General features: G+C 66.7%; 21 protein-coding genes and 2 riboswitches. Of the genes, 12 read left to right on the forward strand and 9 right to left on the reverse strand.

Annotated features, from left to right (window positions below; all coding sequences use genetic code 11):
* Positions 1 to 141: 141 nt before the first annotated feature.
* The 5 genes from BTE28158_RS22195 to BTE28158_RS22215 form a co-directional block, all read right to left on the reverse strand.
* On the reverse strand, positions 142 to 1299 hold the full coding sequence (locus BTE28158_RS22195) for a VTT domain-containing protein (RefSeq protein ID WP_244108023.1): 1158 nt from the start codon (positions 1297 to 1299) through the stop codon (positions 142 to 144).
* Between the two features lie 22 nt (positions 1300 to 1321).
* A complete protein-coding gene (locus BTE28158_RS22200) occupies positions 1322 to 2593 on the reverse strand; it encodes a DUF3734 domain-containing protein (protein WP_226117197.1) in 1272 nt (423 codons plus the stop codon).
* A gap of 10 nt (positions 2594 to 2603) precedes the next feature.
* Positions 2604 to 3386, reverse strand: coding sequence for a 3-hydroxybutyrate dehydrogenase (locus tag BTE28158_RS22205; protein ID WP_151047444.1), 783 nt, complete (start codon positions 3384 to 3386; stop codon positions 2604 to 2606).
* A gap of 15 nt (positions 3387 to 3401) precedes the next feature.
* Positions 3402 to 4181: an acetoacetate decarboxylase gene (locus tag BTE28158_RS22210; RefSeq protein WP_124627218.1), complete on the reverse strand. Its 780-nt coding sequence runs from the start codon at positions 4179 to 4181 to the stop codon at positions 3402 to 3404.
* A gap of 296 nt (positions 4182 to 4477) precedes the next feature.
* On the reverse strand, positions 4478 to 5479 hold the full coding sequence (locus BTE28158_RS22215) for a bestrophin family protein (protein WP_151047446.1): 1002 nt from the start codon (positions 5477 to 5479) through the stop codon (positions 4478 to 4480).
* Positions 5480 to 5708: 229 nt separating this feature from the next.
* On the opposite strand from BTE28158_RS22215, the gene BTE28158_RS22220 reads away from it, so the two are divergent.
* Complete coding sequence (locus BTE28158_RS22220; RefSeq protein WP_151047448.1) at positions 5709 to 6917, forward strand: NAD(P)/FAD-dependent oxidoreductase; 1209 nt, start codon at positions 5709 to 5711, stop codon at positions 6915 to 6917.
* A gap of 108 nt (positions 6918 to 7025) precedes the next feature.
* Here BTE28158_RS22220 and BTE28158_RS22225 read toward each other — a convergent pair whose 3' ends face one another.
* Positions 7026 to 7526 (reverse strand): Ohr family peroxiredoxin, encoded by a 501-nt coding sequence (locus BTE28158_RS22225; protein WP_124902555.1) that lies wholly within the window; start codon positions 7524 to 7526, stop codon positions 7026 to 7028.
* A gap of 349 nt (positions 7527 to 7875) precedes the next feature.
* Complete coding sequence (gene pdxR, locus BTE28158_RS22230; protein WP_151047450.1) at positions 7876 to 9396, reverse strand: MocR-like pyridoxine biosynthesis transcription factor PdxR; 1521 nt, start codon at positions 9394 to 9396, stop codon at positions 7876 to 7878.
* A 192-nt stretch (positions 9397 to 9588) separates the two neighbouring features.
* Between pdxR and BTE28158_RS22235 the strand changes: the two genes are divergently transcribed.
* On the forward strand, positions 9589 to 10332 hold the full coding sequence (locus BTE28158_RS22235) for an SDR family oxidoreductase (RefSeq protein WP_059606219.1): 744 nt from the start codon (positions 9589 to 9591) through the stop codon (positions 10330 to 10332).
* 83 nt (positions 10333 to 10415) lie between these two features.
* Complete coding sequence (locus BTE28158_RS22240) at positions 10416 to 11471, forward strand: LysR family transcriptional regulator (RefSeq protein WP_151047452.1); 1056 nt, start codon at positions 10416 to 10418, stop codon at positions 11469 to 11471.
* A 425-nt stretch (positions 11472 to 11896) separates the two neighbouring features.
* Here BTE28158_RS22240 and BTE28158_RS22245 read toward each other — a convergent pair whose 3' ends face one another.
* Positions 11897 to 12937 (reverse strand): ABC transporter substrate-binding protein, encoded by a 1041-nt coding sequence (locus BTE28158_RS22245; RefSeq protein WP_151047454.1) that lies wholly within the window; start codon positions 12935 to 12937, stop codon positions 11897 to 11899.
* A gap of 136 nt (positions 12938 to 13073) precedes the next feature.
* Positions 13074 to 13195: riboswitch (guanidine-I (ykkC/yxkD leader) on the reverse strand.
* Positions 13196 to 13627: 432 nt separating this feature from the next.
* Positions 13628 to 13761: riboswitch (guanidine-I (ykkC/yxkD leader) on the forward strand.
* 57 nt (positions 13762 to 13818) lie between these two features.
* Between BTE28158_RS22245 and BTE28158_RS22250 the strand changes: the two genes are divergently transcribed.
* The 7 genes from BTE28158_RS22250 (at position 13819) to BTE28158_RS22280 (ending at position 23247) form a co-directional block, all read left to right on the forward strand.
* Positions 13819 to 14580 (forward strand): urea amidolyase associated protein UAAP1, encoded by a 762-nt coding sequence (locus tag BTE28158_RS22250; RefSeq protein WP_151047460.1) that lies wholly within the window; start codon positions 13819 to 13821, stop codon positions 14578 to 14580.
* 11 nt (positions 14581 to 14591) lie between these two features.
* Positions 14592 to 15248 carry an urea amidolyase associated protein UAAP2 gene (locus BTE28158_RS22255; protein ID WP_151047463.1) on the forward strand — a complete coding sequence of 219 codons (657 nt, stop codon included), beginning with the start codon at positions 14592 to 14594 and terminating at the stop codon, positions 15246 to 15248.
* Between the two features lie 37 nt (positions 15249 to 15285).
* A complete protein-coding gene (gene uca, locus BTE28158_RS22260; RefSeq protein ID WP_151047466.1) occupies positions 15286 to 18882 on the forward strand; it encodes an urea carboxylase in 3597 nt (1198 codons plus the stop codon).
* Positions 18879 to 20765 carry an allophanate hydrolase gene (gene atzF, locus BTE28158_RS22265; protein WP_151047468.1) on the forward strand — a complete coding sequence of 629 codons (1887 nt, stop codon included), beginning with the start codon at positions 18879 to 18881 and terminating at the stop codon, positions 20763 to 20765. Before uca ends, atzF begins: the two co-directional genes overlap by 4 nt.
* A 64-nt stretch (positions 20766 to 20829) precedes the next feature.
* Complete coding sequence (locus tag BTE28158_RS22270; protein WP_059692415.1) at positions 20830 to 21804, forward strand: ABC transporter permease; 975 nt, start codon at positions 20830 to 20832, stop codon at positions 21802 to 21804.
* 45 nt (positions 21805 to 21849) lie between these two features.
* The gene (locus BTE28158_RS22275; protein ID WP_059606234.1) at positions 21850 to 22758 is read left to right on the forward strand and encodes an ABC transporter ATP-binding protein; all 909 of its coding nucleotides are present in this window, start codon (positions 21850 to 21852) and stop codon (positions 22756 to 22758) included.
* Positions 22759 to 22851: 93 nt separating this feature from the next.
* Positions 22852 to 23247 (forward strand): AidA/PixA family protein, encoded by a 396-nt coding sequence (locus BTE28158_RS22280; protein ID WP_244108022.1) that lies wholly within the window; start codon positions 22852 to 22854, stop codon positions 23245 to 23247.
* 158 nt (positions 23248 to 23405) lie between these two features.
* Here the strand turns inward: BTE28158_RS22280 and BTE28158_RS22285 are convergent, their stop codons facing one another.
* Positions 23406 to 24107: a FadR/GntR family transcriptional regulator gene (locus BTE28158_RS22285; RefSeq protein ID WP_226117223.1), complete on the reverse strand. Its 702-nt coding sequence runs from the start codon at positions 24105 to 24107 to the stop codon at positions 23406 to 23408.
* A 378-nt stretch (positions 24108 to 24485) separates the two neighbouring features.
* On the opposite strand from BTE28158_RS22285, the gene BTE28158_RS22290 reads away from it, so the two are divergent.
* Both BTE28158_RS22290 and BTE28158_RS22295 read left to right on the forward strand, forming a co-directional pair.
* Positions 24486 to 25508, forward strand: coding sequence for a zinc-binding alcohol dehydrogenase family protein (locus BTE28158_RS22290; protein ID WP_151047472.1), 1023 nt, complete (start codon positions 24486 to 24488; stop codon positions 25506 to 25508).
* A 17-nt stretch (positions 25509 to 25525) separates the two neighbouring features.
* On the forward strand, positions 25526 to 26638 hold the full coding sequence (locus BTE28158_RS22295) for a mannitol dehydrogenase family protein (protein WP_151047474.1): 1113 nt from the start codon (positions 25526 to 25528) through the stop codon (positions 26636 to 26638).
* Positions 26639 to 26670 lie beyond the last annotated feature (32 nt).

Consider the following 26670-nt stretch of genomic DNA (forward strand, 5'->3'; position numbering starts at 1 on the left):
GCGATGCCGAGGTCCGGCACTCGCTGCGTGAGCCGATGGAGGCGCCATGGAGGTGTTGTCCGTCGTCAGGCGAATCGGCGGCCCGACAGGCCGCCAACGGTGCGATACCGCGCTGCCCGGGAACCCGGGCGCGCCACGGCGTCAATACGTGAAGGCGTTCCGCTCCTCCGGGGCGATTGCCGCGTCGTTCATCGCGACCATCGGTTCCACGTCGAAGCCCGCGACGCGCCATGCATCGATACCGCCGGTGAGCGGTAACGCGAGCTTGACACCGGACAGGCGCAACTGCCTGGCCACCGACACGGCGGACGTTTCGTGCGGGCACGCACAATAGATGACGAGCGTCCGGTTCGTGCCATAGCGCTCCATGATCTGGCGCGGCTTGCGTTCATCGCCGATCACCGCGCCCGGGATGACGAACGGATCGAGCATTCTTCGCTCGGCGGAACGGATATCGATCACGGCCGGCCGCGGATTGCTCGCGAGCAACGCATGCAGTTCACCCGCGCTGATCCGCGCTTTCCCGAGCGCGCTTGCCAGCATCCGTCGGCGGCAGTGGCGATACGGAAGATACAACGCCGGTGCGATGCCGATCACGATGAGCACATGCCAGCCAAGACGAGTGACGAGGGCGAAGACCGCGTCGATCTGCGAGGCGAACAGTGTGCCGACGGCCAGACCGATCGACGCCCACAGCGCAATGCCGATGCAGTCATGCAAGATAAAGGCGCGCAACCTGACGGCCATCGCGCCGCATAGCGGAACGGCCACGAGTGACAGGCCGGGTACGAACCGCGCGATCACGAGCACGCGAACGCCCCAACGCCCGAAGAAGCGCTCCGTCGTCCTGACGCACGCGTCGCGCGACGGTGTCAGTTTGCAGACGGTGTGAAGCGTGCGCTTGCCGTACCGCTTTCCACCCTGGTACCAGACCAGGTCGCCGAGCAGGCCGCCAACCACGGCGGCGGCCAGTATCGTCGAGAAATGCAGCAGCGTCGACGACGCGACATGGGTCACGAGCGCGATGCCTGCGCCTACCGTGACCAAGGTCGGAATGGCAGGCAGCGGCAGGCCGAGCGACGACCCGAGAACGTTCAGGAATACGATCAACGTGCCGTACCGCGCGATCATTTCATGCGACATCATGGTGCTCTCCTTGAGGCGGGCGCATGCGCGATCTCGACGATCGGTCATGGCTCCGCCTGAAGCGGTCCTGCAAGGGCGGTTCCGCGAGTCGGGAACAGAGCAGGCGGGCCGCTGGTCACGCGTCGCCGGCACGCGGCCGACCGCCCGGCTCACCCGCGGCTGGCGTCGATACGGGTTACCCGGCGACGGACGATTCCTTCTCAGGCGGCAGTTGTTCCGCGGGAGAAGCATGCTTGCCGAGGCTGCCGGCTTCGTCCACGTCGTGCCGATAGCGGTGCACGTCTCGCGTGACGAAGCCGATTTCCCGGCTCGGAATCTCGAACCACTCCGGGTGTCCGAACGAACGGCGAATATCCTCGAGACCGCTCGCCCAATGCTCGCGCATCGTGTCCTTGCTGAACTCATAGTCCTTGTAGTGCCCCTCGAACGTCTTGTTCTTGTAGATCAGGTGCACCACGTTCACGGCACTGCCATCCGCCGTTTTCTGAGCTTCCCGCAGCAGCGGGTGGGCAAGCCGCACGTGTTCCGGAATGTGTTCGAGCAGCGCCTTGATCATCTGCGCATGTTTCTGGTTCTGCGACATGAACGCGGTGATCGCGCGCGTGCGGCTCGAATACTGAATGTCCTTGGTGCGTTCGCTGACATCGAGGAAGTTGCCCGGCAACTTGCCGCGCGAGCTCCACAGATCGAGCTGGAAGACGAGCGTGTCCTTGTGCTGGCTTTCGCGGATGATCTCGGTGAGCGGCGTATTGGAAACGAGGCCACCGTCCCAGTAGAACTCGCCATCGATCTCGACGGCCGGAAAGCCCGGCGGCAGCGCGCCGGACGCGATGAAATGCTCCGGCGCCAGGCGCATTTTCGTATTGTCGAAATAGACGAGATTGCCCGTTCGCACATTGACCGCTCCGACGGAAACGCGAATGTTTCCGTCGTTGATGCGGTCGAAGTTGGCGTACCGCAGGAGCGTTTCACGCAACGCCGACGTGTCGTAGTAGCTGACCTGATCAGGACGCTTTGCGCCGAATCCGGCGAAAGGCACGTGCGTGCGCGGCGAGAAGAATCCGTTCTGGCCTTCCATCAGCGTTCGCGTGGCGGCCCATGCGCTCGACCACCTGCGCCCCACGTCGGCAAGCCCGGGCCACGCCGACATGCACGCGCCGACGTGAGCGAGCGGATCGCCCGGCTGACTGATGGTGTTCCAGAAGCCGCGGAGCGCGTCCGTGCGGTCCGCCGGCGCATTGCCGGCGATGATCGCCGTATTCAGCGCGCCGATCGATATGCCGGCGATTCGCGTCGGCTCCACGCCGACTTCGGCCATGCCTTCATACACGCCGGCCTGATAGGAGCCGAGTGCGCCGCCACCCTGCAGCACGAGTCCGATTTCGTCATACGCGGGCAGCTTGATGCGATGGGGCTGCTTCAGCTTGTTACGCTGGCTCGAATACATGGTGTCCTCCTTACTGCATGAACCAGCCGTGGCTGACGACGATCGATTGTCCGGTGAGCGCGTTCGACTCGAAGCCGGCCAGGAACGCAACCGTGTGCGCGACATCGGCCGCCGACGTGAATTCGCCGTCGACGGTCTCTCTCAACATCACGTCCTTGACGACCTGCTGTTCGGAGATGCCCAGCGCTTTCGCCTGCTCCGGAATCTGCTTGTCGACCAGCGGCGTCCTGACGAAGCCCGGGCACACGACATTGGCGCGTACGCCGCGTGGCCCGCCTTCCTTCGCGACGACGCGCGCGAGACCGAGCAGCCCGTGCTTCGCGGTCACGTAGGCGGACTTCAGCGGCGAGGCCTCGTGCGAATGCACCGAGCCCATGTAGATCACCGTGCCGCCCTTGTTCGACGCGTACATGTGCCTGATGACGGCACGCGTCGTCAGAAATGCACCGTCCAGGTGAATGGCCAGCATCTTCTTCCAGTCGGAAAATGCGTAGTCCTCGATCCGGTTGACGATCTGGATGCCGGCGTTCGACACGAGCACGTCGATTCCGCCCAGCCGCTTCACCGTCTCGGCCACGCCCGCATCGACGGCTTCCTCGCTGGTGACGTCCATCGCGATCGCCAACGCCTTCCCGCCGCTCGCGACGATGTCGTCCGCAACCTTGCGCGCGGCCGCGAGGTTCAGATCGGCGATCACGACCGTGGCACCGTCCGCTGCTAGCTTGCGTGCGCACAGATCGCCGATACCGCTTGCCGCGCCCGTCACGAGCGCGACCTTGTCATTCAGTGCCATACGTCCTCCGGAGGTTTACTGGTTGACCGCGAGCTTCAGCGACGCGGCGGGGGCGAGGTAGTCATGGGCCACTTCGCCGATATCGAGCGTGAGATGTGCGATGACGTGGCGCGCGCCGATCACCTTGCGAACCGGCAGGTCGGCAACCGACGCGAGCGCATGCGGATGCAGTTCGAGCGCGGCAGGCCCCTCCCATGCGCCGATCACGTCGACATCGCGCAGGAAGAAGCGCACCAGTTCGCAGATGCGCGCGGTGCCGTCGACGTGCGGAATGACCTTGAGCAGATAGTTGGGCGTGCCGGCGAGCTTGCGGCGCTCGGCTTCCGTGTCGAGCGCGCGGTACTTGTAACCCATCGTTCCGGTGGCGATGCGCTGCGTGCCGTAGTCGAGCGTGCCGAGCAGCGTGTCCTTGCCGTCGACGCAGAGCCGCGGCGACGCCAGTTTCTTGGGAAATCCCCAGATTTCCCGTCCGGCGGCGATGGGGCCTTCGTCGTCGAGGTACATCGCATGCGTGAAATTGGCTCGCGTGCCGTCCTCGTCCAGAACGGAGATCACCTGACCACTTTCGGTGTAGTCACCGAATCCCGACGAATCGGGCATCCGGATGAACTCGTAATGGACGACGGCCTGGTCGACCGTCAGAGGTTCCGGGACGACGGCCCGGAGGGCGTCCATGTCCGTCTCGTACGAGATGATGAAATACTCCCGATTGACGAAGCGGAAGGGCGGACGCGGATACGCCGGGTTGTGCACGGGCATCGCGAATGCGTTGCTGCGGATATCTTCTTCTGTCACGGATCGTTCCTCGGTTGATGAGGTGCTGGGTCACACCCATGGCAACAGCCTTGGCTGCCGCGGCCAATGACGCGCGACGACGCGACGCGGCGCAGACGGCCGCGCGGGTCGCACGTTGCACTTGCGGTGTCGTGTCCGTTTCCCGGAGGGGATCGGGCATGCATGCACGGCCACCGTCATCGCCAAGCGTAGGCGATGTGCTCGTGCGGCAGTAGCGTCGCGACGGACCTCATCATGTTGTCTCGGCGACAACAATCGACGAACGGAGGATGGCGAAACGCAAGACGTGTGACGCGCTACAGCGCGATGATGGTGCGGCTCGACGGATCGCGAGCATGTTCGCCGAGCATCGCTTTCAGATCGCGCTCGATCGTGCTGCACAGCGTTGAAATGGGCACGTCGTTGGCGCCGCCTTCGAACGGGTTCTCCGTGCTTTCGCCAACCTGCTCGAGCGAGGTGTACATCCAGGAAACGGCGACGCTGCACGGCACGACCAGCCAGACCATGTTGCCGTGCATGAAACCGCTGACGCTATCGTTCAACCGGTTGAATTCGTTCAGAAGACCGAACGGAAGCGACAGGCAGAAGAACCGGACGAACAGGGAGCTGACGGTCGCATACTGACGCGGGTAGGGAAAGTTCTTGAAGCGTTCCGATCTTGCCTGGAGATCGATGAAATCGCCGACGGTTTTCTGAAGCTCCATGTAAAAGTTCGAATTCAGATGGCCGGACATGTGAAGCGTCCGGAGCGAAGTGCCCTGCAGGCTCAGCACGAACGTTGCGATGCAAGCCGAGGAGAGCGACTGTTCGGTTTCGGTCGAGGAGAGGTACTTCGGCAACAATTCGCTGATGTCCTTTTCCCACTCCGGAACACGATAGAACCGGCGGTACTCTGCGTTGTAGCGTTTGTTCGTGCTTTCCCAGATGCGCGGGCGGCGCAGGTCGTAGCGCAGCGCGGTCAGCCACGCCAGGTGGCGATCGACGAGTGTTCGGGCGATCTCGTCATCGGTGACGAAGTCGCGGACGAATTGGCCCCAGCGCCGGCTCGTGCTCAGGATATCCGTCCAGATGTCCAGCGCGTCCATTGCGCGGTTGTAGGTTTGAACGTTCTTGAAGCCGACGATGAACGACGTGGCAGTTCCGAGCAGAACCACGATCGTCAGGGGGATCGACAGCCACGTAACGGAGAAAAACTTGTACAGGACAACCGGAACGGAACCGAAAACGAGCAACTCGTAAATTTTCCAGCGCGTCCAGATCAGGAACTCCGACAGTTTGTACGATTTCCCCATGTGCATTTTATTTGCCTCATCGTTGAGTCAGGTGGGTGACGAAGACGGCGTTCGAGTCGCGTGCGATCGTTCGTCGACATCATGCCCGCGATCGATCAGTGCGGCGTGTGATGGATTGGTGCCGAAGCGGCAACATCGTGAGCACGACTGCGGATCTACTGCGCAATGCCGTGTCGACCTAGGATGACTTCGCGCGGCGAGTTGCCGCCATCGACATCAACCGAGGGCAATGATCATGTCGCAGAAGATCCTGATAGTGGGTGCCGGTTTTGCCGGCGTGTGGGGCGCACTGGGCGCGGCGCGCGTGCTGGATGGTGCCGGTGTGACGAGCGGCGACGTCGAGATCACGTTGATCTCCCCGAAACCGGAACTGCAGATCCGGCCGCGGCTGTACGAAAGCGAGCCGCAGCGGATGGCCGCACCGTTGCTGCCGCTGCTCGATGCGGTCGGCGTGAAGTTTCTCGAAGGCAGCGTCGAGGAGATTTCCGTCCGCGAGAAGACGGTCAGTGTCGCATGCGCCAACGGCCAGCGACGTCTGCTCGCGTATGACAGGCTGTTGTTGACCAGCGGCAGCAGGTTGAGCAAGCCGCCGGTGCCGGGGCTCGCGGAACACGCGTTTTCGGTCGATCGTATCGAGGACGCCGTCGCGCTCGACGACCACTTCGCGGCGCTCGCGAAACTGCCGGAATCGCCGGCACGCAATACTGTCGCGGTGGTCGGCTGCGGCTTTACGGGTATCGAGGTTGCCACCGAGTTGCCCAAGCGTTTGCGCGAGTGGTTTGGCCCGCAAACGAAGGGGCGTGTCGTCGTGATCGGCGCGCAGGACGACATCGGTCCCGATCTCGGCCCGAATCCTCGGCCGTATGTCGCCGAAGCATTCGCGTCGCTGGGCGTCGAGGCCGTGCTCGGATCGCGCGTCGTGTCGGTCGCGGCCGACGGCGTGCGTACCGCGTCGGGCATGCACATCGAGTCCATGACCGTGATCTGGGCGGGCGGAATGCTTGCGAGCCCGCTGACGTCGCAAGTCTCGTCGCACCTGGACCCGCTCGGGCGCGTCGAGGTCACACCGGATCTTCGCGTGGCGGAAGCGCCGCACGTATTCGTCGCGGGAGACGTGGCGCGGGCGCGCAGCGACGATGACGGGCACTATGCATTGATGTCGTGCCAGCACGCGATCGTGATGGGGCAATTCGGCGGGCACAACGTCGCGGCGGATCTGATCGGCGTGCCGACACTGGAATACCGGCAGCCGTTCTATGCGACATGCGTCGACCTGGGCGATTGGGGGGCCGTGTACTCGGAAGGCTGGGATCGGCAGATCAAACTGACGCATGCCGAAGGAAAGGCGCGCAAGCAGATGATCAACACGCAATGGATCTATCCGCCGGCACCGAATCGTGCCGAGGCACTGGCGGCCGGTAACCCGCAGGCGTCGTTCGATTGACCGGTCGCCCCCCGCGCGCGCGTCGCGAGATGCGCGGCGGGGGCATGCCGCTGCGGCAACGAACGCCGTCGGCGGACGACGCGCTGTCGCGGCGCGACAGGCGCCGGGTCAGTCGACGACGGTCACGATATTGACGGTGCCTTGCCGTGCCATCTTCGCATATGGGCACAAGCGTTCCGCGGTTCGAACCATTTCTTCCGCGACGTTTCGATCGACGCCCGGCATCCGTACCCGAACGTCGATGAGCAACGCATAGCCGCCGTCCATGGGATCGCGGCCGAATGAAACCTGCACTTCCACGGCGGTATCGGGGGTTTCCATATCGGCGCGTTTCTCGAGCAGATTGAGCGCGCCGTGGAAGCACGCGGCGAAGCCGGCCGCGAACAATTGCTCCGGATTGGTCCCGTTGCCGGGCCCGCCAAACTCGGTGGGCAGGCGCAAGTCGACGGCGAGATTTCCGTCGTCCGAGCGGACGACGCCGGATGCGCGGCCGTGTCCCGTCTCGCCACCGGACACGGTGACGGTCGTGGTGTAAAGCGGTTGAAAATCCCGGCCTCGATACCTGTCGAGGAGGGAAAGCGGCGGGGCTTGCAGCTTGTTGTCATCCATGATGCGTGCTCGAATTCAGCGACACGCTTCGACCTCGGTCATTCGATCGTCGAAACGTCTTGCGAAGGGGCCGGAACGCCGGGGCAAGTAGCGTCGTCAAGGAATGACGGGCACGGAGGATCGTCCGAGGAATGCGGCAATCTTCCGGTGCAGCCCGATTCCCGGTTCGTCTACGGGAGAAAGACGCTTCCATGCTAGAGGCGCGCGCGGGATGGCGGTATGGCCGTTCCGGGCGATTGTATGTTTCCCGTTGGACACCAATCGGGAACGCGGCACGAATTTCAATCAGGCGCCCGGCGGCAGCGGTTGCCGGCACGCAAGGCCGCACGCGATTGGTGCACGCCGCGCGTCAGCGGCCCAGGCACGCGCGCAGCGCTCGTGCGTGACGTTGCGCTTCGTCCGCGTCGGCGATGTTCGCGAACCCGATGATGAGGCCGCGTGGCGTTTGCTGCGTGTGGCTGTTCGTGTACCAGATCGACAGCGGCAGGACCGCGAGCCCGGCTTCGCGGGCGCGCGCGGCGACGGTGACATCGTCGACCGGCCCCTCGGGCCCCGCCGTGAACCGCACCGCGAACTGGATGCCGCCAGGCGGCAGGTCGACGATCAGCCGCTTGCCGAACGCCTGCCGCAATGCGTGCACGATCAGCGTGCGGCGCTCGCCATACAGCGTGCGCATGCGCTTCAGGTGCCGGGCGAAGTGACCCTGTTCGATGAAATCCGCCAGGGCCGCCTGCAGGAGCGCCGGCGAGCCTGCGTTCATGCTGCAGGCCACGCGTTCGACACGCTCCACCGCACGCTCCGGCACGACTGCGTACGCGAGCCGCAAGCCGGGATACATCGCCTTGCTGAAGGTACTGCAATAGATCACGCGATCGCGCCGGTCGAGACTCTTCAGCGCCTGCAGCGGGCGGCCCAGATAGCGGAACTCGCTGTCGTAGTCGTCCTCGACGATCCACCCGGACGTCTTTTCGGCCCAGTCCAGCAGCGCGATGCGGCGGGACAGCGACAGCGTATGCCCGAGCGGGCTCTGATGCGACGGCGTCACGAGCGCGAAGCGCGCGTGCGCGTCCAGCTGCAGGCCGCGCTCGACGTCGATTCCCTCGGCATCCACCGGCACCGGGACGAGGTGCACGCCCGTCTCGGAGAGGAAACTGCGTGCGAGCAGATAGCCGGGGTCCTCGAACCAGACGCGGTCGTTCGGACGCGCGAGGCTGCGCAGCACGAGTTCCAGCGTGGCGCGGTAGCCGCTGGTGATGAACACCTGTTCCGGCACGCAGGTGACGCCGCGCGACAGCCCCAGATAGGTGGCGATGTGTTCGCGCAGCGGCCTGTAACCGGCCGGATTCGGGTAGCCCAGCAGCGCACGATCCCCGCTGCGCGCGCGCAGCGACACGAGGCGGTGCCAGACCTTGCGCGGAAAGGCGTCGAGGGCAGGGACCCCGGGCTGCAACGGGCGCGGCTCGCCGCTCATCGCGACGGCGATCGGTTGCGCGCGCCGCGGAGGCGGGCTGTCGCGCGACATGCCCGGTACCTGAAGCGCGTCGGCGCTGTCGACGTGCGCCGCCGATTCGTCGTCATGCGCGGGGGTCGCCCGCAGCAGCGATTTCGGCAAGGACGGCGAGACGAACGTGCCTGCCGCGCCGCGCATTTGCAGATATCCCTCGTCGACCAGGATCGTGTAAGCCTGTTCGACGGTGCCGCGCGCCGTGTTCAATTGCGTCGCCAGACCGCGTAACGCCGGCACGCGATCGCCCGGACGCAGGTGGCCCGCGGCGATCGCGGTTCTGAACCGCTCACAGATCTGCAGATAGATCGGCAACTGATGCTGCCGGTCGATTTCGATGGTCAGCATGGAGGATTGCGCAGACATGACGGCCTCGTGGGTAACGGAACAGACACGGCATGGACCAGTCCGATCGACGATTCTTGGCACTGATGGATAGGACATGATTCTTCCACAATTGCTCCACGCGATGCGACGGTCATCACCGCCTTCAGCGGATCCGGCACCCGTCATGTCCCCTCGCATTCACATGCAATCCATTCGTCAGGAGATTTTGCGATGAAGATCGTTGTCATCGGCGGTTCGGGCCTGATCGGCTCGCGTGTCGTCACGCTGCTCGAGGAAGCCGGCCATCGGGCGGTTGCCGCATCGCCGCGCACCGGTGTCAATACCATCACGGGCGAGGGCCTGACCGATGCATTGACGGACGCGGACGTGGTCGTGGACGTGGCGAACGCACCGTCATGGGAACCGCAGGCGGTCCTGGACTTCTTCCGCACGTCGGCACGCAATCTCGGCAAGGCCGAAGTGGCCGCGGGCGTGCGCCATCACGTCGCGCTGTCGATCGTCGGTTGCGACCGGATGCCGGAGAACGGCTATTTCGCGGCCAAGGTCGCGCAGGAGCAGGCGATCGAGGCGGCGGGCGTACCGTACACGATCGTGCGCGCGACGCAATTCATGGAATTCATCGGCGGCATCGCGGATTTCGGCACGGTTGACGGCACCGTGCGCATCGGCGACGGACTGTTCCAGCCGATCGCCGCGGAAGACGTGTCGGCACTCGTCGCGCAGGCCGCGCTCGCCGGGCCGCAGAACGGCACGATCGAGATCGCGGGTCCGGATCGCGCGCCGTTCGCGGAGATCGTCGCGCGCTACCTGAAGTCGGTCGGCGACACGCGCGCGGTGGTGACCGATCGCGACGCCCGCTACTACGGCGGCCGCGTCGAGGAAACGTCGCTGGTGCCGCTCGGGGACGCGCGGCTGGGCCGCATCGGTCTCGACCAGTGGCTGGCACGAAGCTGATTCACGTTCGCACGTATGCGATACGCCGGCGCATGCCGGCGACGAGTCGATCCGTGTGAGCAGCACGTGTGGGGGCAGCGGAAATGAATCATTCGGAAACATCGGAACACGGCGCGCGTCGCGACCTGGCCAGTCGCGCCGATGCACTGTCGGCGAGCTTCGGTGCGAGCTATGCAGGCATCCTTGCATTCGTTGCCGTGGCGAGCGAGGGGAGTTTCACCAAGGCCGCCGAACTGCTCGGCGTCGGGCGGCCGGCCGTGAGCCGGAACGTCCAGAAGCTGGAGGCCCAACTGAGCACGCGGCTGTTCCAGCGGACCACGCGCACGACCGAGCTGACTTGCGAGGGCCGGCGCTTCTTCGAGAATTGCCATCAGGGCGTGGCGCAGATCGTCGAAGCCATGAACGACATGCTGGAATTGCGGCAGGGGCCGCCGCGCGGCCTCATCCGCATCAGCTCGGCAGTGGGATTCGGCAGGAAGATCGTGGCGCCGCTGCTGGAAAAGTTCGCGCACGCCTATCCGGACATCATCATCGATCTGCTGCTCGACGACCGGCCCGTCGATCTGGTGTCCGAGCGGATCGACGTGTCGTTCCGTAACGGCCGCATCGAGGACTCCAGCATCATCGCCCGGCAACTGATTCCGATGCAGATGGCGCTCTGCGCGGCGCCGTCGTATGTGGCGAGGCACGGTCTCCCGCAGAGCGTCGAGGACCTCGACCGGCACGAGTGCATCAATTTCCGGTTTGCGAGCGGGCGCCTGTTCGAATGGGAGTTCAACGTGGACGGCCGCGTGCAGAAGTACCTGCCGACGTCGCGCCTCACGTTCAACGACGCTGATCTGGTGTTGCGCTCGGTGCTGAACGGATCGGGCATCGCGCAGATGGCGGGCTACCAGATCCGCGACCATCTCGCGTCGAACGAACTCGTTGTCGCGCTGGCGAAGCACGTGCCGGAGGATCGCGGTCACTACATCTGCTATCTGAGCCGGCAACACCTTCCGACGCGCATCCGGATCTTCGTCGACTTCATGACCGAGCAGATTCGCGCGCTCGATCTGAACTGCATGACGCGGTTCAATCCGGAAGTGCCGGTGTTGTCGTCGGCCGCGTCGGCCGCGTCGGCGGGGCTGGCGGCTTGACGCAGCTCCACGCGCGTTCGTCCGCAATCCAGTCGCCAAACAGCTGGATCCTTTGTTGCTGTTCGGTTCCGCCCGGATACGCGAAGTAATAGCCCATCCCCGTCGGCAACGAGGTGTCGAACGGCATCACGAGCCGGTGCGCCGCCACGCTCTCGTTCACCAGCGTCCTGTCGCCCCCAGGGGCGTCGACGTCGTCTCCAAGGACGCACGCCCCCTGTTCGGACTGAATTCCGCTACCGGCCTTATTTGCGTCGCGCGTGCTCGTTTAGGCGTCGCTTCAGTAGCATCGGTACGCGGACCTGATGCGATGCCAGGCCCACGTACCGCTGATTCGATCGGTCATGCGTGCGCGCGGATATCCCGCGTTGCCGAACCAGACCAGCCGCCGGCATGCCCGGCTCGGCCTGCAAGCGAGCCCGCGACGGTCAATGCAGCTCGCTGAAGCGCGGATCGATATACGCGTCGACGTCCTGCGACTGTTTGTACACGGCATTGCGCACGTTGAACGCATTCGCGTTGCGGGTCGACCCGTAGATCGAGTCGAGCCCGTCGCCCTTGCGGAACGCTTGCTTCGCGGCCGCCGCGTCGAGCAGGTGCGTGCCTTTCAGCAGCGGGAGATATTGCGCCGGCGTGAGGCCCACGCGCGCCGACATGATCTTCACCGCATCGGCCTGCGTCTTCGGGTCGTTGATATAGGCGACGCAGCGATACCAGACCTTGACCACCTTCGCCCAGTCAGCCCGACGCGCGGCGAGGCTCGCCGGCGCGACCGTGATCGCATCGTAGATCAGCCCCGGCGCATCCGCCGACGTGAAGATTGCCCGTGCGCCGGGTGCGCGCTTCAACGCCTCGCCCGCGTTCGGCTGCCATGCGGCCACCGCGGCGATGTCGGTCGACGAACCGAGCACCTGCGGCAGTTCGTTCGTCTTCGCATTCACGAGCGTGACGTCGCCGTCCTTGAGCCCGTGCTTCTGCAGCGCGGTTTCGAGCAGCAGGTGATCGACGAGGCCGAGCTCGACGCCAACCTTCTTGCCCTTCAGGCCTTCGACGGTGCGCAGCGGCGGCTTCGCGACGATCATGTCGTTGCCGGCCGAATAGTCGGTCAACAGGATCATGACGTTCTTCGCGCCGGCCGCGCCGGTGACGAGCGCATCGCCGTTGGTCGCCGCGACCGCGTCGAGCTTGCCGGCGGAAAACGCGTCGAGCGAGGCCGAATAATCGAACCATTCGAAGTCGACGTCGACGCCGGCTTCCTTGAACCAGCCCTTGTCGAGCGCGACCTGGAACGCGACCCAGCCCGGCCAGTCGCTGTAGCCGATTTTCAGCGGCGCCGCCGCGTGCACGGCGGGCGCTGCCAGCAGCGCGGCTGCCGCGACGGCGGCGCCGAATGCGTGACGGATTGGACGGAAGAAATGGAAGAAGCGGAGGGACGGCAGGCGGCGGAACGCCAGGGCGGGACGGGTCATCGTTGTTCTCCAGGAGACCGGGATCGGGATCGTCGATTCGGACCGTGCCTGTGCGCGGTCCGGCCGCGTGGCCGGTTCCTGCGGATGCGGAACGAGAAGCGGCCACGGAGAGGCGGGACGGCCGTTGCCATCGCCAATCTCCCGGGCTTTTGTCCCGCCGTGTAGCGCGCGTGCATCCGGTCTCGCGATCGGACGAACCCGCGCCGGGCTGCTCTCGGACCAGACGTTCGATGAACCGGAACCCTAGCACCCCTAAGATGCGACGCCGCCGCACCTCTCGGCATCATGCCGAGCGAGAAGCGTGCCAATGACGCGCGGCAACGCGATTCAACGGCGGCGGACGGTGCGCTGAAGTTCGATGAAGCGGGCGGAGAACAGCGCGCTCAATGCGCGCCGGAGCAGGTCGAGCTTGTTCATGAAGAGTGGGGTATCGAGTGAGGATGCACCTGTTCAGCAATGCCCATGCCATCGCGGATCGCGCGGTGCGCGCGTGCGCGATGCGCACTGCGCCGGTGCGCGATCGCGTGCGCATGGTGCGTCGCACGCCCGCCGCGAGGGCAAGCCGCCGCCGCCGAATCGTTCATGCCGTGCGTCATCGGGCCGTCGTGCCGCGTCGTGCCGTGATTGCGCGGCGGCTGGCACGCAACTCGCTTTATCGACACCCGAGAGGTGCGAAGCAATTTGCATCATCTTCAGGATCGCTAGGGTTCCGGTCGTGCGGCGTTCGCGCCGCGCGATGACTGGTCCGAGAGCAATCCGGTCTTGCCTTTGCCTCGATTCGAGGAAACGGCGAGGCTCCACGGAGGGATAAAAGCCCGGGAGGTCGCGATGTCGTTCGGTCGCCCTCTCACGCCTTTTGTCCAACCGACCACGGAGCCGCCATGTCGCCGAGCCCCCAAGCCGTCCCCGTCCTTGTGCCACCGCCACACGTCGCGTGGGAAACGCTGATCCCCGCAGGAACCCACTGGTCCGGCATCCTGCGCCGCGGCCTCGCACTGCGCATCGTCGATGTCGACGGCGGCGCGAACCTGTCCGCCGTCTTTCATCGCCAGGAAGACCCGCTCGAACGCTACAACATGGCCGACACGCTGAAGGCGCAGCACACCGCGCACCTCACGCGCGGCCATGCGCTGTATACGGACATGGGGCGCGTGATCGCGTCGATCACGGCCGACACGCTCGGCTGGCACGACCCGCTCGGCGGTGTCGGCGATGCGCGGTTGTTCGCGCACAAGTACGGCACGACCTCGTACCAGGCCGATCGCAACGCGATGATCCGCAACGGTCGCGACAGCCTCGTGCTCGAGCTCGCGAAATACGGACTGTCGGCGCGCGATCTCGCCGCGAACGTCAACTTCTTCAGCAGGCTCGACGCGCGCGACGACGGCACGCTCGATTTCATCGCCGGCCACTCGCCGGCCGGCAGCGCGCTCGACCTGCGCTTCGAGATGAACACGCTGGCGGCGTTCTCGACCGCGCCGCATCCGCTCGATCCGCGTGCGGACTACGCACCGAAGCCCGTGAAGTTGATCGCGTACCGCGCGTATCCGGCGGACGGCGCCGCGCCCGACGACGACCCGTGCCGCCGCGCATGCGCGGAGAACATGCGCGGCTTCGCCAACACCGACCGTCTGTTCGCGTAAGGAGCCCTTCAATGCCGATCATCGAAAGCCGTCTCCACCCGCGCGACGCGATCCACGACACCACGCTGAAAGCCGGCGAACCGTGGCTGCACGACCTGAAACGCGGACAGGTCTTCCGCATCCTCGACCTGGAAGGCAACCAGGCGGTCGACACGTTGTTCTATCGCACCGACGACATCGAGGAGCGCTACAGCGCGCAGGACACGATTCGCGCGCAGCGCAACCTGTACCTGAGCGCGGGCAGCGTGCTGCTGTCCAGCCGGGGCAACCCGATGGTGACGATCGTCGCCGATACCTGCGGCCGCCACGACACGCTCGGCGGCGCGTGTGCGGCCGAGAGCAATACCGTGCGCTATGCGCTCGACAAGCGTTACATGCACAACTGCCGCGACAGCTTCCTCAACGCGATTGCGCACTGCACGTGCGGCGCGGGCACGCGGCTCGGCAAGCGCGACCTTGTCGGCAACGTCAACTTCTTCATGAACGTGCCAGTGACGCCGCTCGGCGGGCTCACGTTCGAGGACGGCATTTCCGCGCCCGGCAAGTACGTGGAGATGCGCGCGGAGATGGACGTCACCGTGCTGATCTCGAACTGCCCGCAACTCAACAATCCGTGCAACGGCTACAACCCGACGCCCGTGCGCCTCACGATCTGGGAGGCTCAATGAACTACACCCACGCTCACGCTCGTTCGCGGGAGGCAACATGAGGTTCGCCAAGGTCCTCGTCGCGAACCGCGGCGAAATCGCGTGCCGCGTGATCCGCACGCTCAAGCGGCTCGGCATCGCGTCGGTCGCGATTTATTCGGATGCCGATCGCGACGCGCGTCACGTGGCGCTCGCCGACGAAGCGGTGCATGTCGGGCCCGCGCCGGCGGCCGACAGCTACCTGAACGTCGCGGCGATCCTTGCTGCCGCACGCGAGACCGGCGCGCAGGCCGTGCATCCCGGCTACGGCTTCCTGTCCGAGCATGCCGGTTTCGCCGATGCATGCGAGGCAGCGGGCCTGCGCTTCATCGGGCCGCGCGGCGATCACATGCGTGCATTCGGCCTCAAGCACACCGCGCGCGCGCTCGCCGCCGCGCAGGGCGTCGCGCTGCTGCCGGGCACGGGCCTGCTCGATGACGTGGCGACGGCGCTCGCCGAAGCCGACGCAATCGGTTATCCCGTGATGCTGAAAAGCACCGCCGGTGGCGGCGGGATCGGCATGTCGCTCTGCCGCGATGCCGCGCAGCTCGAGGCGGCCTTCGAATCCGTCGTGCGGCTCGGCAACGCGAACTTCGCGCATGCGGGGGTCTATCTCGAGAAGTTCGTCGAACACGCGCGGCACATCGAAGTGCAGATCTTCGGCGACGGGCTGGGCGGCGCGATCGCGCTCGGCGAGCGCGATTGCTCCGTGCAGCGCCGCAACCAGAAGGTGATCGAGGAAACGCCCGCGCCGGACCTGAGCGGCGCCGAGCGCGATGCGCTGCATGCGAGCGCGGTGCGGCTCGCCCGCGTGGTCGGCTACGCATCGGCCGGCACCGTCGAATTCGTGTTCGACGCGAACGCGCGGCAGTTCTATTTCCTCGAGGTGAATACGCGGCTGCAGGTCGAACATTGCGTGACCGAAGCGGTGACGGGCATCGATCTCGTGGAATGGATGATCCTGCAGGCCGAAGGCGACCTGCCGCCGCTCGACACGCTCGCCGTCGCGCCGCGCGGCGCGAGCATCCAGGTGCGGCTCTATGCGGAGGATCCGCACAAGCAGTTCCAGCCGAGCGCGGGGTTGCTCACGCACGTCGCGTTTCCGGACGACGTGCGCGTCGACGGCTGGATCGAAGCGGGCACCGAGATCAGCGCGCATTACGATCCGCTGCTCGCGAAGCTGATCGTGCGCGGCGATACGCGGCGCGACGCGCTGGCCGCATTGCAGGCCGCGCTCGCGCGTACCGAGCTGTACGGGATCGAGACCAACCTCGACTACTTGCGCGCCGTCGTCGGCTCGGACACGTTCGCGCGCGGCGCGCCGACGACGGCATTCCTGTCGCGCTTCGCGTTCGCGCCGCACACGATCGACGTGCTCGACGGTGGCGTGCAGACCACCGTGCAGCAAGCCCCCGGGCGCGTCGGCTACTGGAGCGTCGGCGTGCCGCCGTCCGGTCCGATGGACGATCGCGCGTTCGATCTCGCGAACGCGCTGCTCGGCAACGCGCGCGACGCGGCGGGGCTGGAATTCACGATGGTCGGCGCGACGCTGCGCTTCAACACGGCGACGCTGTTCGTGCTCGGCGGCGCGCCGCTCGCGGCCACGCTCGATGGCGAGCACGCGCCGTTCTGGCAGGTGCTGCGCGCGCGGCCCGGCGCGGTGCTGAAGCTCGGCGGCGTGATGGGCGCGGGCGTGCGCGCATGTCTTGCCGTGAAGGGCGGGCTGCAAGTGCCCGACTATCTCGGCAGCAAGGCGACCTTCACGCTCGGCCAGTTCGGCGGCCACGCGGGGCGCGCGCTGCGCAAGGGCGACGTGCTGCATCTGCACGCGGACGCGGGGCGCGGCGACGCGGGCGCGACGCTGGCCGCGGCCGACGTTCCCGCGCTGACGCATGCCTGGACGCTCGGCGTGCTCGACGGGCCGCACGGCGCGCCCGATTTCTTCACGCCCGACGACATCGTGATGCTCTACGGCACGCAGTGGACGGTCCATTACAACTCCAGCCGCACCGGCGTGCGGCTGATCGGCCCGAAGCCGCAATGGGCTCGCGTGGACGGCGGCGAGGCAGGCCTGCATCCGTCGAACATCCACGACAACGCGTATGCGATCGGTGCGGTCGATTTCACCGGCGACATGCCGGTGATCCTGGGCCCCGACGGTCCGAGCCTCGGCGGCTTCGTGTGCCCGGTGACGGTCGTGCGCGACGAGTTGTGGAAGCTCGGGCAGTTGCGCCCGGGCGATACCGTGCAGTTCGTGCGCGCCCGCGTGTCGCCCGCGCCTGCCGCCGCCTCGATCGCGATCGCGCCCGCGGCATCCGCTGGCGCGCCGGACGATTGCGTGCTGCATCGCGACCCGTCGGCCGGCGGCGGCATCGGCGTGGTGTACCGGCGCTCGGGCGATCGCAACGTGCTGGTCGAATACGGGCCGCTCGTGCTCGACCTGAACCTGCGCTTTCGCGTGCACGCGCTGATGTGCTGGCTCGACGCGCACCGGCTGCCCGGCATGCTCGACCTGACGCCGGGGATACGTTCGCTGCAGGTGCAGTTCGACGCGCGGACGCTGCCGCTCGCCACGCTGCTCGCGCATTTGCAGGCCGCCGAGCGCGAATTGCCCGACGTGGCCGACATGCGCGTGCCGAACCGCGTCGTGCATCTGCCGCTGTCGTGGGACGACCCGTCGACGCGCGTCGCGATCGAGCGCTACATGCAGTCGGTGCGGCCCGATGCGCCGTGGTGCCCGAGCAATATCGAGTTCATCCGGCGCATCAACGGCCTGGCGAGTATCGACGACGTGAAGCGCATCGTGTTCGACGCGCGCTATCTGGTGATGGGGCTCGGCGACGTCTACCTCGGTGCACCGGTCGCGACGCCGATCGATCCGCGGCACCGGCTGGTGACCACGAAGTACAACCCCGCGCGCACCTGGACGCCGGAGAACGCGGTCGGCATCGGCGGCGCGTACCTGTGCGTGTACGGGATGGAAGGGCCCGGCGGCTACCAGTTCGTCGGCCGGACCGTGCAGATGTGGAACCGCCACCGCACCACGCGCGAATTCGAGGCCGGCAAGCCCTGGCTGCTGCGCTTCTTCGACGAGATCCGCTTTTACGAAGTCAGCGAGGCGGAGCTGACCGCGCTGCGCGCGGATTTCATCGCGGGCCGCGCGGCGCTGAGGATCGAGGAATCCGTGTTCGATCTGGGCGCATACAACCGCTTTCTGCGCGACGAGGCGGATTCGATCGCGACGTTCAAGGACGCGCAGCAAACCGCGTTCGAAGCCGAGCGTGAGCGATGGCGGGCGGCCGGGCACGCGGAATACGTCGGCGACGCGGAGCAGGGCGACGCGCAGGCGGCGCGGGCAGCGGGCGCGCTCGACGACACGCAGCGGGCGATTGCCGCGGACGTGTCGGGCAGCGTGTGGAAGGTGCTGGTCGCGGCTGGCGAGCGCGTGACCGAAGGGCAGGTCGTCGCGATCGTCGAGTCGATGAAGATGGAGGTGGTGGTGACGGCAACGGAAGACGGCACGATCGAGACGATCGATTGTGCGCCGGGCGCGGCGGTGGTGGCTGGCCAGCGGCTGATGGTGATGAAGGCGGGCGCCGCCGAGGAGGTCGCATGAGCACGGCGGAACGTTCCATCCTGCCCGGGCTGCGCTCGATTGCCGCGCTGCGCGCGCGCTACGTGGCGGGCGACCTGACGCCGCATGCGCTCGTCGACGCGATCGCCGCGCATTTCGACGCCGGCGACCCGCATCATGCGTGGATCCGTCCGCTGACGCGCGCGGAGATGACGCGGTATGCCGACGCGCTCGCCGGGCGCGACGTCGCGTCGTTGCCGCTTTACGGCGTGCCGTTCGCGATCAAGGACAACATCGACCTCGCCGGCATACCGACGACGGCGGCCTGCCCGGCGTATGCGTACACGCCGGCGCGCAGCGCGCCCGTCGTCGAGCGGCTGATCGCGGCCGGTGCGATTCCGGTCGGCAAGACCAATCTCGACCAGTTCGCGACGGGGCTCTCGGGACAGCGCTCGCCTTACGGCGCGTGCGGCAACGCGCTCGATCCGCGCTATGCGTCGGGCGGGTCGAGTTCCGGGTCGGCGGTGGCGGTCGCACTCGGCGTCGCGACGTTCTCGCTCGGCACCGACACAGCCGGTTCCGGGCGCGTGCCGGCCGCGTTTCACGGCCTCGTCGGGCTCAAGCCGACCCGCGGTGTGGTGAGTACGCTCGGCGTCGTGCCGGCCTGCCGGTCGCTCGATTGCGTGTCGGTGTTCGCGCACTCGCCGGCCGATGCGCGGGCGGTATTCGATGTCGCGCATGGCGTGATCGAAGGCGACCCTTACGGGCGCGCATGGCAGCCGCCAGCGGGCGCGGGCGAACTGCGCGCGCATCCGGCGCGGTCGCTCGCGCAGGTGCGTTTCGGCGCGCCGCGCGCCGATCAGCTCGAATTCTTCGGTGACGAATCGTATCGCGCGGCCTGGGGCGCGGCGCTCGAACGCCTGCGCGCGACCGGCGCGGGCGTCGTCGAGATCGATTTCAGCCCGTTCCTGGCGGTCGCGCGGCTGCTGTACGACGGCCCGTGGGTTGCCGAGCGGCTCGCCGCGATCGGCGCATTCGCCGCGCGGGAACCCGATGCGCTGCATCCGGTCATCCGCGAAATCGTCGGCGGCGCGTCGCGCTTCAGCGCGGCCGATGCGTTCGCGGCATTCGACCGGCTCGCGACGCTGCGCGTCGAGGCGGCGCGCGCATGGGATGGGCTCGACGCGATCGTCATGCCGACCTCGGCGACGACCGCGACCGTCGACGCGCTCGAAGCCGATCCGATCGGCGTCAACTCGCGCTTCGGCTACTACACGAATTTCGTCAACCTGCTCGACCTGTCGGCAATCGCCGTGCCGGCCGGCACGTGCGAAAGCGGGCGGCATGCGGGTTTGCCGTTCGGGATCACGTTCGTCGGCCGCGCAAACGACGATGCGCGGCTGCTCGATCTCGCCCAGGCGTGGACCGGCGGCGCCGTCGCTGCCGGCGATGCGGCCGTCCGGGATGCCGGGTCGCCAGCGCAGGCGGCATCAGCCTCCGACGCGTCGTCCGCTGTCGTGCGCGTGGCCGTCGTCGGCGCGCATCTGCGTGGCGAGCCGTTGAATGGGCAGCTCACGCAGCGGGGCGCGCACTTCGTCGCCGCGACGACGACGGCTGCCGCCTATCGACTCTATGCGCTGTCCGCGGCGGCCTGCGGTGGCGTCGCCAAGCCTGGCCTCGTGCGCGTGCCGGACGGCGGCGCGCCGATCGCGGTCGAGATCTGGGAGATGCCCGTCGACGCATACGGCAGCTTCGTCGCCGGGATTGCGGCGCCGCTCGGCATCGGCACGCTGATGCTCGCGGACGGCTCGCGGGTGCAGGGCTTCCTGTGTGAAAGCGCGGCGCTCGACGATGCGCAGGACATCACGCGCTTCGGCGGCTGGCGCGCATACCGCGCTCAGGCCGCCAGCGGCGCGTTGCAATGAACGTCCGGTCGTGCGTTGCTCCGGCACCCGCGCGACCGGCACCCGAAACGATACGGAGATTCCCATGTCAACGACCCGCAACACGACCGGCTGGCTCGCCGTTCGACGCGAGCTGACGGCGCGCGGCAAATGGACGCTCGGCCTGGCGTCCTTTCTGCTGCCGTTCGCCGTCTGGTGCCTGATTAGCTATGTGCCGTTCGTCTGGCATCCGCAAATGCGCATCACGAATCCGGGAAGCGTCGACTATTTCCAGACCGGCATGCAGATCGACCGCGACGTGTTCGACGACGAGCTCGCGCATGCGCGTGCGACGCACGCGGCCGTGCCCGAGGGCGTGCGCGCGAACCCGGTGTACCTGCCTGCGCCGCACCAGGTGCTGCGCGCGTTCTACACGGCGTTCACGACGCCGCCCGCATCGCGTGATGGCGTGTGGCTGCACGAGAGCCTCTGGCACAGCATCCGGATCATCTTCTGGGGCTTCGTGATCTCGTCCGCGATCGGCGTGCCGCTCGGCATCGTCTGCGGCACCTTCAGCGCGCTCGCGCGGCTGCAGGAGCCGTTCCTGGAGTTCTTCCGCTATCTGCCTGCGCCCGCATTCGGCGCGCTGATGGTCGCGATCCTCGGCATTTACGACGCGCCGAAGGTCGCGATCATCGTGATCGGCACGCTGTTCCAGCAGGTGCTGATCATTGCGAACACGACGCGCAAGCTCGAATACGGGCTGTTCGAGGCCGCGATGACGCTCGGCACGAAGAAGCTTCAGCTGCTCACGCACGTCGTGATTCCGGGGGTGCTGCCGGATCTGTATCGCGACCAGCGGATCCTGCTCGGCTGGGCGTGGACCTACCTGATCGTGGCCGAACTCGTCGGCACGAGCTCGGGCATCACGTGGTACATCAGCCAGCAGGCGCGCTACCAGCATTTCGACAACGTATACGCGGCAATCCTGATGATCGGGATCATCGGCCTCGGCACCGACATCGCGCTCGGACTGCTCGGCCGCAAGCTGTTTCCGTGGGACCGCACGCTGAAGGCGTGACGCCCGTTGACGCGCATCCATCGACCGATTTCCGTAGAGGGCATGATGCAGAATCCGCAAGCCGTTCCCGATTACCTGATTCAATCCGACGCGGTGCGCGAGCGCTTCGCGCGACTCAAAGCCCGCGACGTGATTCTCGACGTGCGGCATGTCGGCAAGCGTTTCGCGACGCCGCAGGGCGAGTGCGTCGCACTCGACGACATCAGCTTCCGCACCCACCGGCGCGAGTTCGTGTGCGTGATCGGTCCGTCCGGCTGCGGCAAGTCGACGCTGATTCGCATCCTGGCGGGGCTCGAGGCGCAGACGAGCGGCGAGGTGCTGCTGGACGGCAAGCCCGTGCAGGGGCCGGGCGCCGATCGCGGAATGGTATTCCAGGGCTATACGCTGTTTCCGTGGCTCACCGTGAAGAAGAACGTGATGTTCGGCCTCCGAATGAATGGCAGCAGCGGCGGCGAAGCCGAGCGTGAGGCGCTGCAGTGGCTCGACCTGGTCGGACTGACGCGTTTCGCCGACGTGTATCCGCATCAGTTGTCGGGTGGCATGAAGCAGCGCGTGGCGATCGCCCGCGCGCTCGCGAACCGTCCGCGCATCCTGCTGATGGACGAGCCGTTCGGCGCGCTCGACGCGCAGACGCGTGCGCGGATGCAGACACACCTGCTCGACATCTGGCGCAATATCGACGTGACGATCCTGTTCATCACGCACGATCTCGACGAGGCGATCTTCCTCGCGGACCGGATTCTCGTGCTCAAGGCGAACCCGGGCGGCGTGCAGGAACTGATCGAGGTGCCGGTGGCGCGGCCGCGGGACTATTCGCAGGTCAATACGCCCGAATTCATCGCGACGAAGGCGCGGCTCGAAGCGCTGATCCATCCGAAGGAGGAGGCGGCGGACGATGAGGGTGTGAAGCCGCACATGATCCGGATGACGGACGTTTCGGATAATGTCGAGTAACGGGAGTGGTTATGGTTCGGCGTTTTTATTCATTGTGTCTGGTGGCGTGCAGGGCGAAATAATGCCGTTGCGCGCGCCCGGCACATCTGCGGGGTGATCCCCGGCGACACCGGGCCGCTCGGCCGCAACGACAGCCGGCTCTTTGCCGGCCTGTCGCCGGGCGACCAGCTCCGCCTGCGCGAAACGGCGCTGGCGCTGCGTGCCGAAGCGAGCGTTCTGTTCATCCGGTTCGCGTTGAAGGATGCCGGCATCGTCGCGCCGATCGAACCGGAGGTGCGCGATGCCGCGACACCGGTGCCGTCCGACGACGACCTGCTCCATCCACAGTGCCGGCCGATGCCGGACCACTACTGGCGCAGCGATGTGCTGGCCGCGGGCGCCACCACGTGTACGGCCGATTTCGCCGTACTGGATCGCGATGGTGCCGTGTCCGGCTATTTCCGCTGGGAGACGTCGATCGAGATCGCCGGAGGCGGGGCGGATTCGTAGCAGCCCGATTTCAGGCCGTCGTCGGGCCGCGACGGCAACGTCAACCTGGCGCCCGATACCGGTTTCCCGGCGATCTTCCGCGCGAATGCCGCGTTCAAGCAGGATGCCGAACCGTTTGGTTCGCGGGCCGCACGCGTTTCATGGACGGCCCGCCAGCGTTAGTTTCGCTCCTGTTCCAGCCAGCGTCGTTGCGATGCATAGAGATGCGTGCGCATGGCCGCCTGGGCCATCAGCACCTCGCCGTTTTCCAGCGCGTGAAGAATGGACTCGTGTTCGTCGAACGCCTTGGCCCATGTCTGCCTGCTTTCGGTGCGCGCGCTGACGCGCGACGAGATCGGACTGTGGCGTCCGTCGAACAGTTCGCCCACCAGCCTGACCAGCACCGAATTGCCGGTCATCGCTGCAATCGCGACGTGAAATTCGCGATCGTGCTGCAGCGGGGAACGGCCTTCCGCGATGGCGGACCGCATTGCATCGACCGCGCGGCGCACGGGCGCCAGCCGTTCGGGCGTCGCGTGTGCGCATGCGAGTTCGACGACGCTGCCTTCGAGTGCGGCGCGGGCGCTTGTCAGTTCGATCGGGTTTTCGCCCAGCGGTGTCGCCGCGGTATTCGACGCCTTCGCTGGAGGGCACACGAACACGCCGGAGCCCATCCGGACTTCGACGATGCCTTCGATTTCCAGCGCGATGAGCGCCTCTCGAACCGACGGGCGTGACACGCCCAGCTGCTGAGCCAGATCCCGCTCGGGCGGCAGGCGTTCTCCGTCGGCGAACCGCCCCGCATCGATGAGCGAACGAATCTGGTCGGCGATGCGCTGATACAGGCGGCGTGTATCCACCTGTTTGAACTGGTCCAGCAACGCTCCCCCTTGCCGCATACCGCGGATGTCTGTTCCGAAGCGATCAGTCTACTGCACTTTGAATGGCCTGACCAATTCACGCCAAGTCGATCACGTCGCTCGATGTCGCAGGGAGCTCGATGGACAAATTGGCCTTACCAAGTTGCCCGTCCAGTCGGGTTCTTGTCGATTCCGCTTCACGCGCAATGAAAAAGCGGCAAGTCGGAGGTAGCCGAGCCTTCCGATGCGCGCTTTGTCACCATGCCTTCTAGGGATTTCCCCAAATATCCGGCAATTGGCTTGACCAATACTGGCCAGACCAATAGCATGTGTTTGGTCAGGCCAATTTGGTGGTGCCGCGCGCCACATCGTCCTGTTTCACCCATTACAGAGATACCGATGAGAACCGTCATTTGTGAAGAACCCGGTCGTCTGGTCGTTGCCGAGCGCCCGGTGCCGGCCGTGGGCCCCGACGATGTCCTGATCCGCGTGAAGCGGGTTGGTGTATGCGGCACCGACATGCATATCTTCACCGGCAACCAGCCGTACCTCGCCTATCCCAGGGTGATGGGGCACGAGCTGGCCGGCGTCGTCGAGACGGCGCCAGCGGGCGCACGCGTCAAGGCCGGCGACCAGGTCTACGTGATGCCGTATCTGTCGTGCGGTACGTGTGTCGCGTGCCGTGCGGGCAAGACCAATTGCTGCACCCGGATCCAGGTGCTGGGCGTGCACGCCGACGGCGGCATGGTCGAATACCTCGCCGTTCCGCAGGCCTTCGTGTTCGCGGCCAACGGCGTCACGCTCGACCAGGCCGCGATGATCGAATTCCTCGCGATCGGCGCGCACGCGGTCGCGCGTGCCGAGGTCCGGGCCGGGCAACGCGTGCTGGTTGTCGGCGCGGGCCCGATCGGCATGGCCGCGCTGATCTTCGCCATGCTGCGCGGCGCGCAGGTCAGCGTGCTCGACGGCCGCGCGGACCGGCTGGCGGTCTGCGCGGCGGCGCTGGGCGCACACGCCACCGTGCCGCTCGACACGAGCGGGGCCGGCGCCGATGTCGAGTGCCTCGCGGCGCTCACCGACGGCGAATTCTTCGATGTCGTGTTCGACGCCACCGGCAATCTCGTCGCAATGGAGCGCGGCCTGGACTTCGTCGCGCACGGCGGGAAGTACGTGCTGATCTCGCTCGTGAAGGGCCGCATTTCGTTCTCCGACCCGGAATTCCACAAGCGCGAGACGACGCTGCTCGCGAGCCGCAACGCGACGCCGGCCGATTTCGAAACCGTGCTCGACGCAATGCGTGCGGGGCGGGTGCCGACCGACGCGCTGAAGACGCACGCGCTGACGCTCGCGGACTTGCCCGTCCGGTTCGCGGAACTCCTCGAACCGGACGCCGGCGTGATCAAGGCACTCGTCGAATGCTGAACGCGGAGCGCGAACCGATGGGCAACCCGATCCTGCAGTTCGGCACCAGCCGCTTCCTCCAGGCGCACGTCGACCTGTTCGTGTCGGAAGCGCTGGCAGCCAGCCGCGCACTCGGTGCGATCACCGTGGTGCAGACGACGTCGAGCGCGGAAAGCCGTGCCCGCATCGATGCGTTGCGCGCGACCGGGCGCTACCCGGTGCGGATTCGCGGCCGGCGGCACGGCGAGACGATCGATCGCGAGGTCGACTGCACGGCGATCACGGAAGCGTTGCATGCGGCGGACGACTGGGCGCGGTTGCGCGAGAGCGTCGCATGCGAGGTCCGGGCCATCGTGTCCAACACCGGCGACAGCGGCTATGCGCCGTTCGACGACGACGGGGCGGATCTGCTTGCCGGCCACCGCGCGCCGCGCGGTTTCGCGGCGAAGCTCGCGGTGCTGCTGCACGAGCGTTTCCGCGCGGGCGGGGCACCCGTCACGCTGCTGCCGTGCGAACTCGTCGCGCGCAACGGCGACACGCTGCGCGACCTGGTGGTTGCCGTCGCGCGGGGCTGGCGCGCGGACGCGGCTTTCGTCGATTACCTGATCGACGGCTGCGTGTGGGTCAACTCGCTCGTCGACCGGATCGTGTCGGAGCCGATTCACCCGGTCGGCGCGATCGCCGAACCGTATGCGTTGTGGGCGGTGCGGCGCACGGCGGGGATGACGCTGCCGTGCGAGCACCCCGACATCGTCGTGACCGACGATCTCGAACGCTACGAGCGCCTGAAGCTGCTGCTGCTCAATCTCGGGCATACGGTACTCGCCGAACAATGGCGCACGCGCGGCGGCTCGCCTGACATGACGGTGGGCGCGGCGATGGGCGATCCCGCGTACCGCGCACCGCTCGAGGCGGTATGGAGCGAAGAGGTGATGCCGGTGTTCGATGCGCTCGGCGAGCGCGACGCGGCGCTGGCCTACCTCGATGACGTGCGCGAACGCTTCCTGAACCCGTTCCTCGCGCATCGGCTGGCCGATATCGCGGGCAATCACGACATGAAGAAGACACGGCGCCTGCGCCCGGTGGTCGAGATGGCGCGCATGCTGAAGCTATCGGTCGCGCAGCCGTACCTGATCGCGGCGCTCGGGTGAGCGGGCGTCCGGGCCGGCATCCAGCGAAGTGA

It is taken from the genome of Burkholderia diffusa, assembly GCF_902499115.1.
In the GTDB taxonomy this organism is placed as follows: domain Bacteria; phylum Pseudomonadota; class Gammaproteobacteria; order Burkholderiales; family Burkholderiaceae; genus Burkholderia; species Burkholderia diffusa.

What these genes read in the sequence shown, in the direction of transcription:
- BTE28158_RS22245 (WP_151047454.1), bottom strand. Translation starts at nt 12,937, where the DNA reads ATGACCCGTCCCGCCCTGGCGTTCCGCCGCCTGCCGTCCCTCCGCTTC.
- BTE28158_RS22200 (WP_226117197.1), bottom strand. Translation starts at nt 2,593, where the DNA reads ATGTATTCGAGCCAGCGTAACAAGCTGAAGCAGCCCCATCGCATCAAG.
- BTE28158_RS22290 (WP_151047472.1), top strand. Translation starts at nt 24,486, where the DNA reads ATGAGAACCGTCATTTGTGAAGAACCCGGTCGTCTGGTCGTTGCCGAG.
- BTE28158_RS22215 (WP_151047446.1), bottom strand. Translation starts at nt 5,479, where the DNA reads ATGCACATGGGGAAATCGTACAAACTGTCGGAGTTCCTGATCTGGACG.
- atzF (WP_151047468.1), top strand. Translation starts at nt 18,879, where the DNA reads ATGAGCACGGCGGAACGTTCCATCCTGCCCGGGCTGCGCTCGATTGCC.
- BTE28158_RS22225 (WP_124902555.1), bottom strand. Translation starts at nt 7,526, where the DNA reads ATGGATGACAACAAGCTGCAAGCCCCGCCGCTTTCCCTCCTCGACAGG.
- BTE28158_RS22295 (WP_151047474.1), top strand. Translation starts at nt 25,526, where the DNA reads ATGGGCAACCCGATCCTGCAGTTCGGCACCAGCCGCTTCCTCCAGGCG.
- uca (WP_151047466.1), top strand. Translation starts at nt 15,286, where the DNA reads ATGAGGTTCGCCAAGGTCCTCGTCGCGAACCGCGGCGAAATCGCGTGC.
- BTE28158_RS22275 (WP_059606234.1), top strand. Translation starts at nt 21,850, where the DNA reads ATGCAGAATCCGCAAGCCGTTCCCGATTACCTGATTCAATCCGACGCG.
- BTE28158_RS22205 (WP_151047444.1), bottom strand. Translation starts at nt 3,386, where the DNA reads ATGGCACTGAATGACAAGGTCGCGCTCGTGACGGGCGCGGCAAGCGGT.
- BTE28158_RS22255 (WP_151047463.1), top strand. Translation starts at nt 14,592, where the DNA reads ATGCCGATCATCGAAAGCCGTCTCCACCCGCGCGACGCGATCCACGAC.
- BTE28158_RS22240 (WP_151047452.1), top strand. Translation starts at nt 10,416, where the DNA reads ATGAATCATTCGGAAACATCGGAACACGGCGCGCGTCGCGACCTGGCC.
- BTE28158_RS22235 (WP_059606219.1), top strand. Translation starts at nt 9,589, where the DNA reads ATGAAGATCGTTGTCATCGGCGGTTCGGGCCTGATCGGCTCGCGTGTC.
- BTE28158_RS22220 (WP_151047448.1), top strand. Translation starts at nt 5,709, where the DNA reads ATGTCGCAGAAGATCCTGATAGTGGGTGCCGGTTTTGCCGGCGTGTGG.
- BTE28158_RS22250 (WP_151047460.1), top strand. Translation starts at nt 13,819, where the DNA reads ATGTCGCCGAGCCCCCAAGCCGTCCCCGTCCTTGTGCCACCGCCACAC.
- pdxR (WP_151047450.1), bottom strand. Translation starts at nt 9,396, where the DNA reads ATGTCTGCGCAATCCTCCATGCTGACCATCGAAATCGACCGGCAGCAT.
- BTE28158_RS22270 (WP_059692415.1), top strand. Translation starts at nt 20,830, where the DNA reads ATGTCAACGACCCGCAACACGACCGGCTGGCTCGCCGTTCGACGCGAG.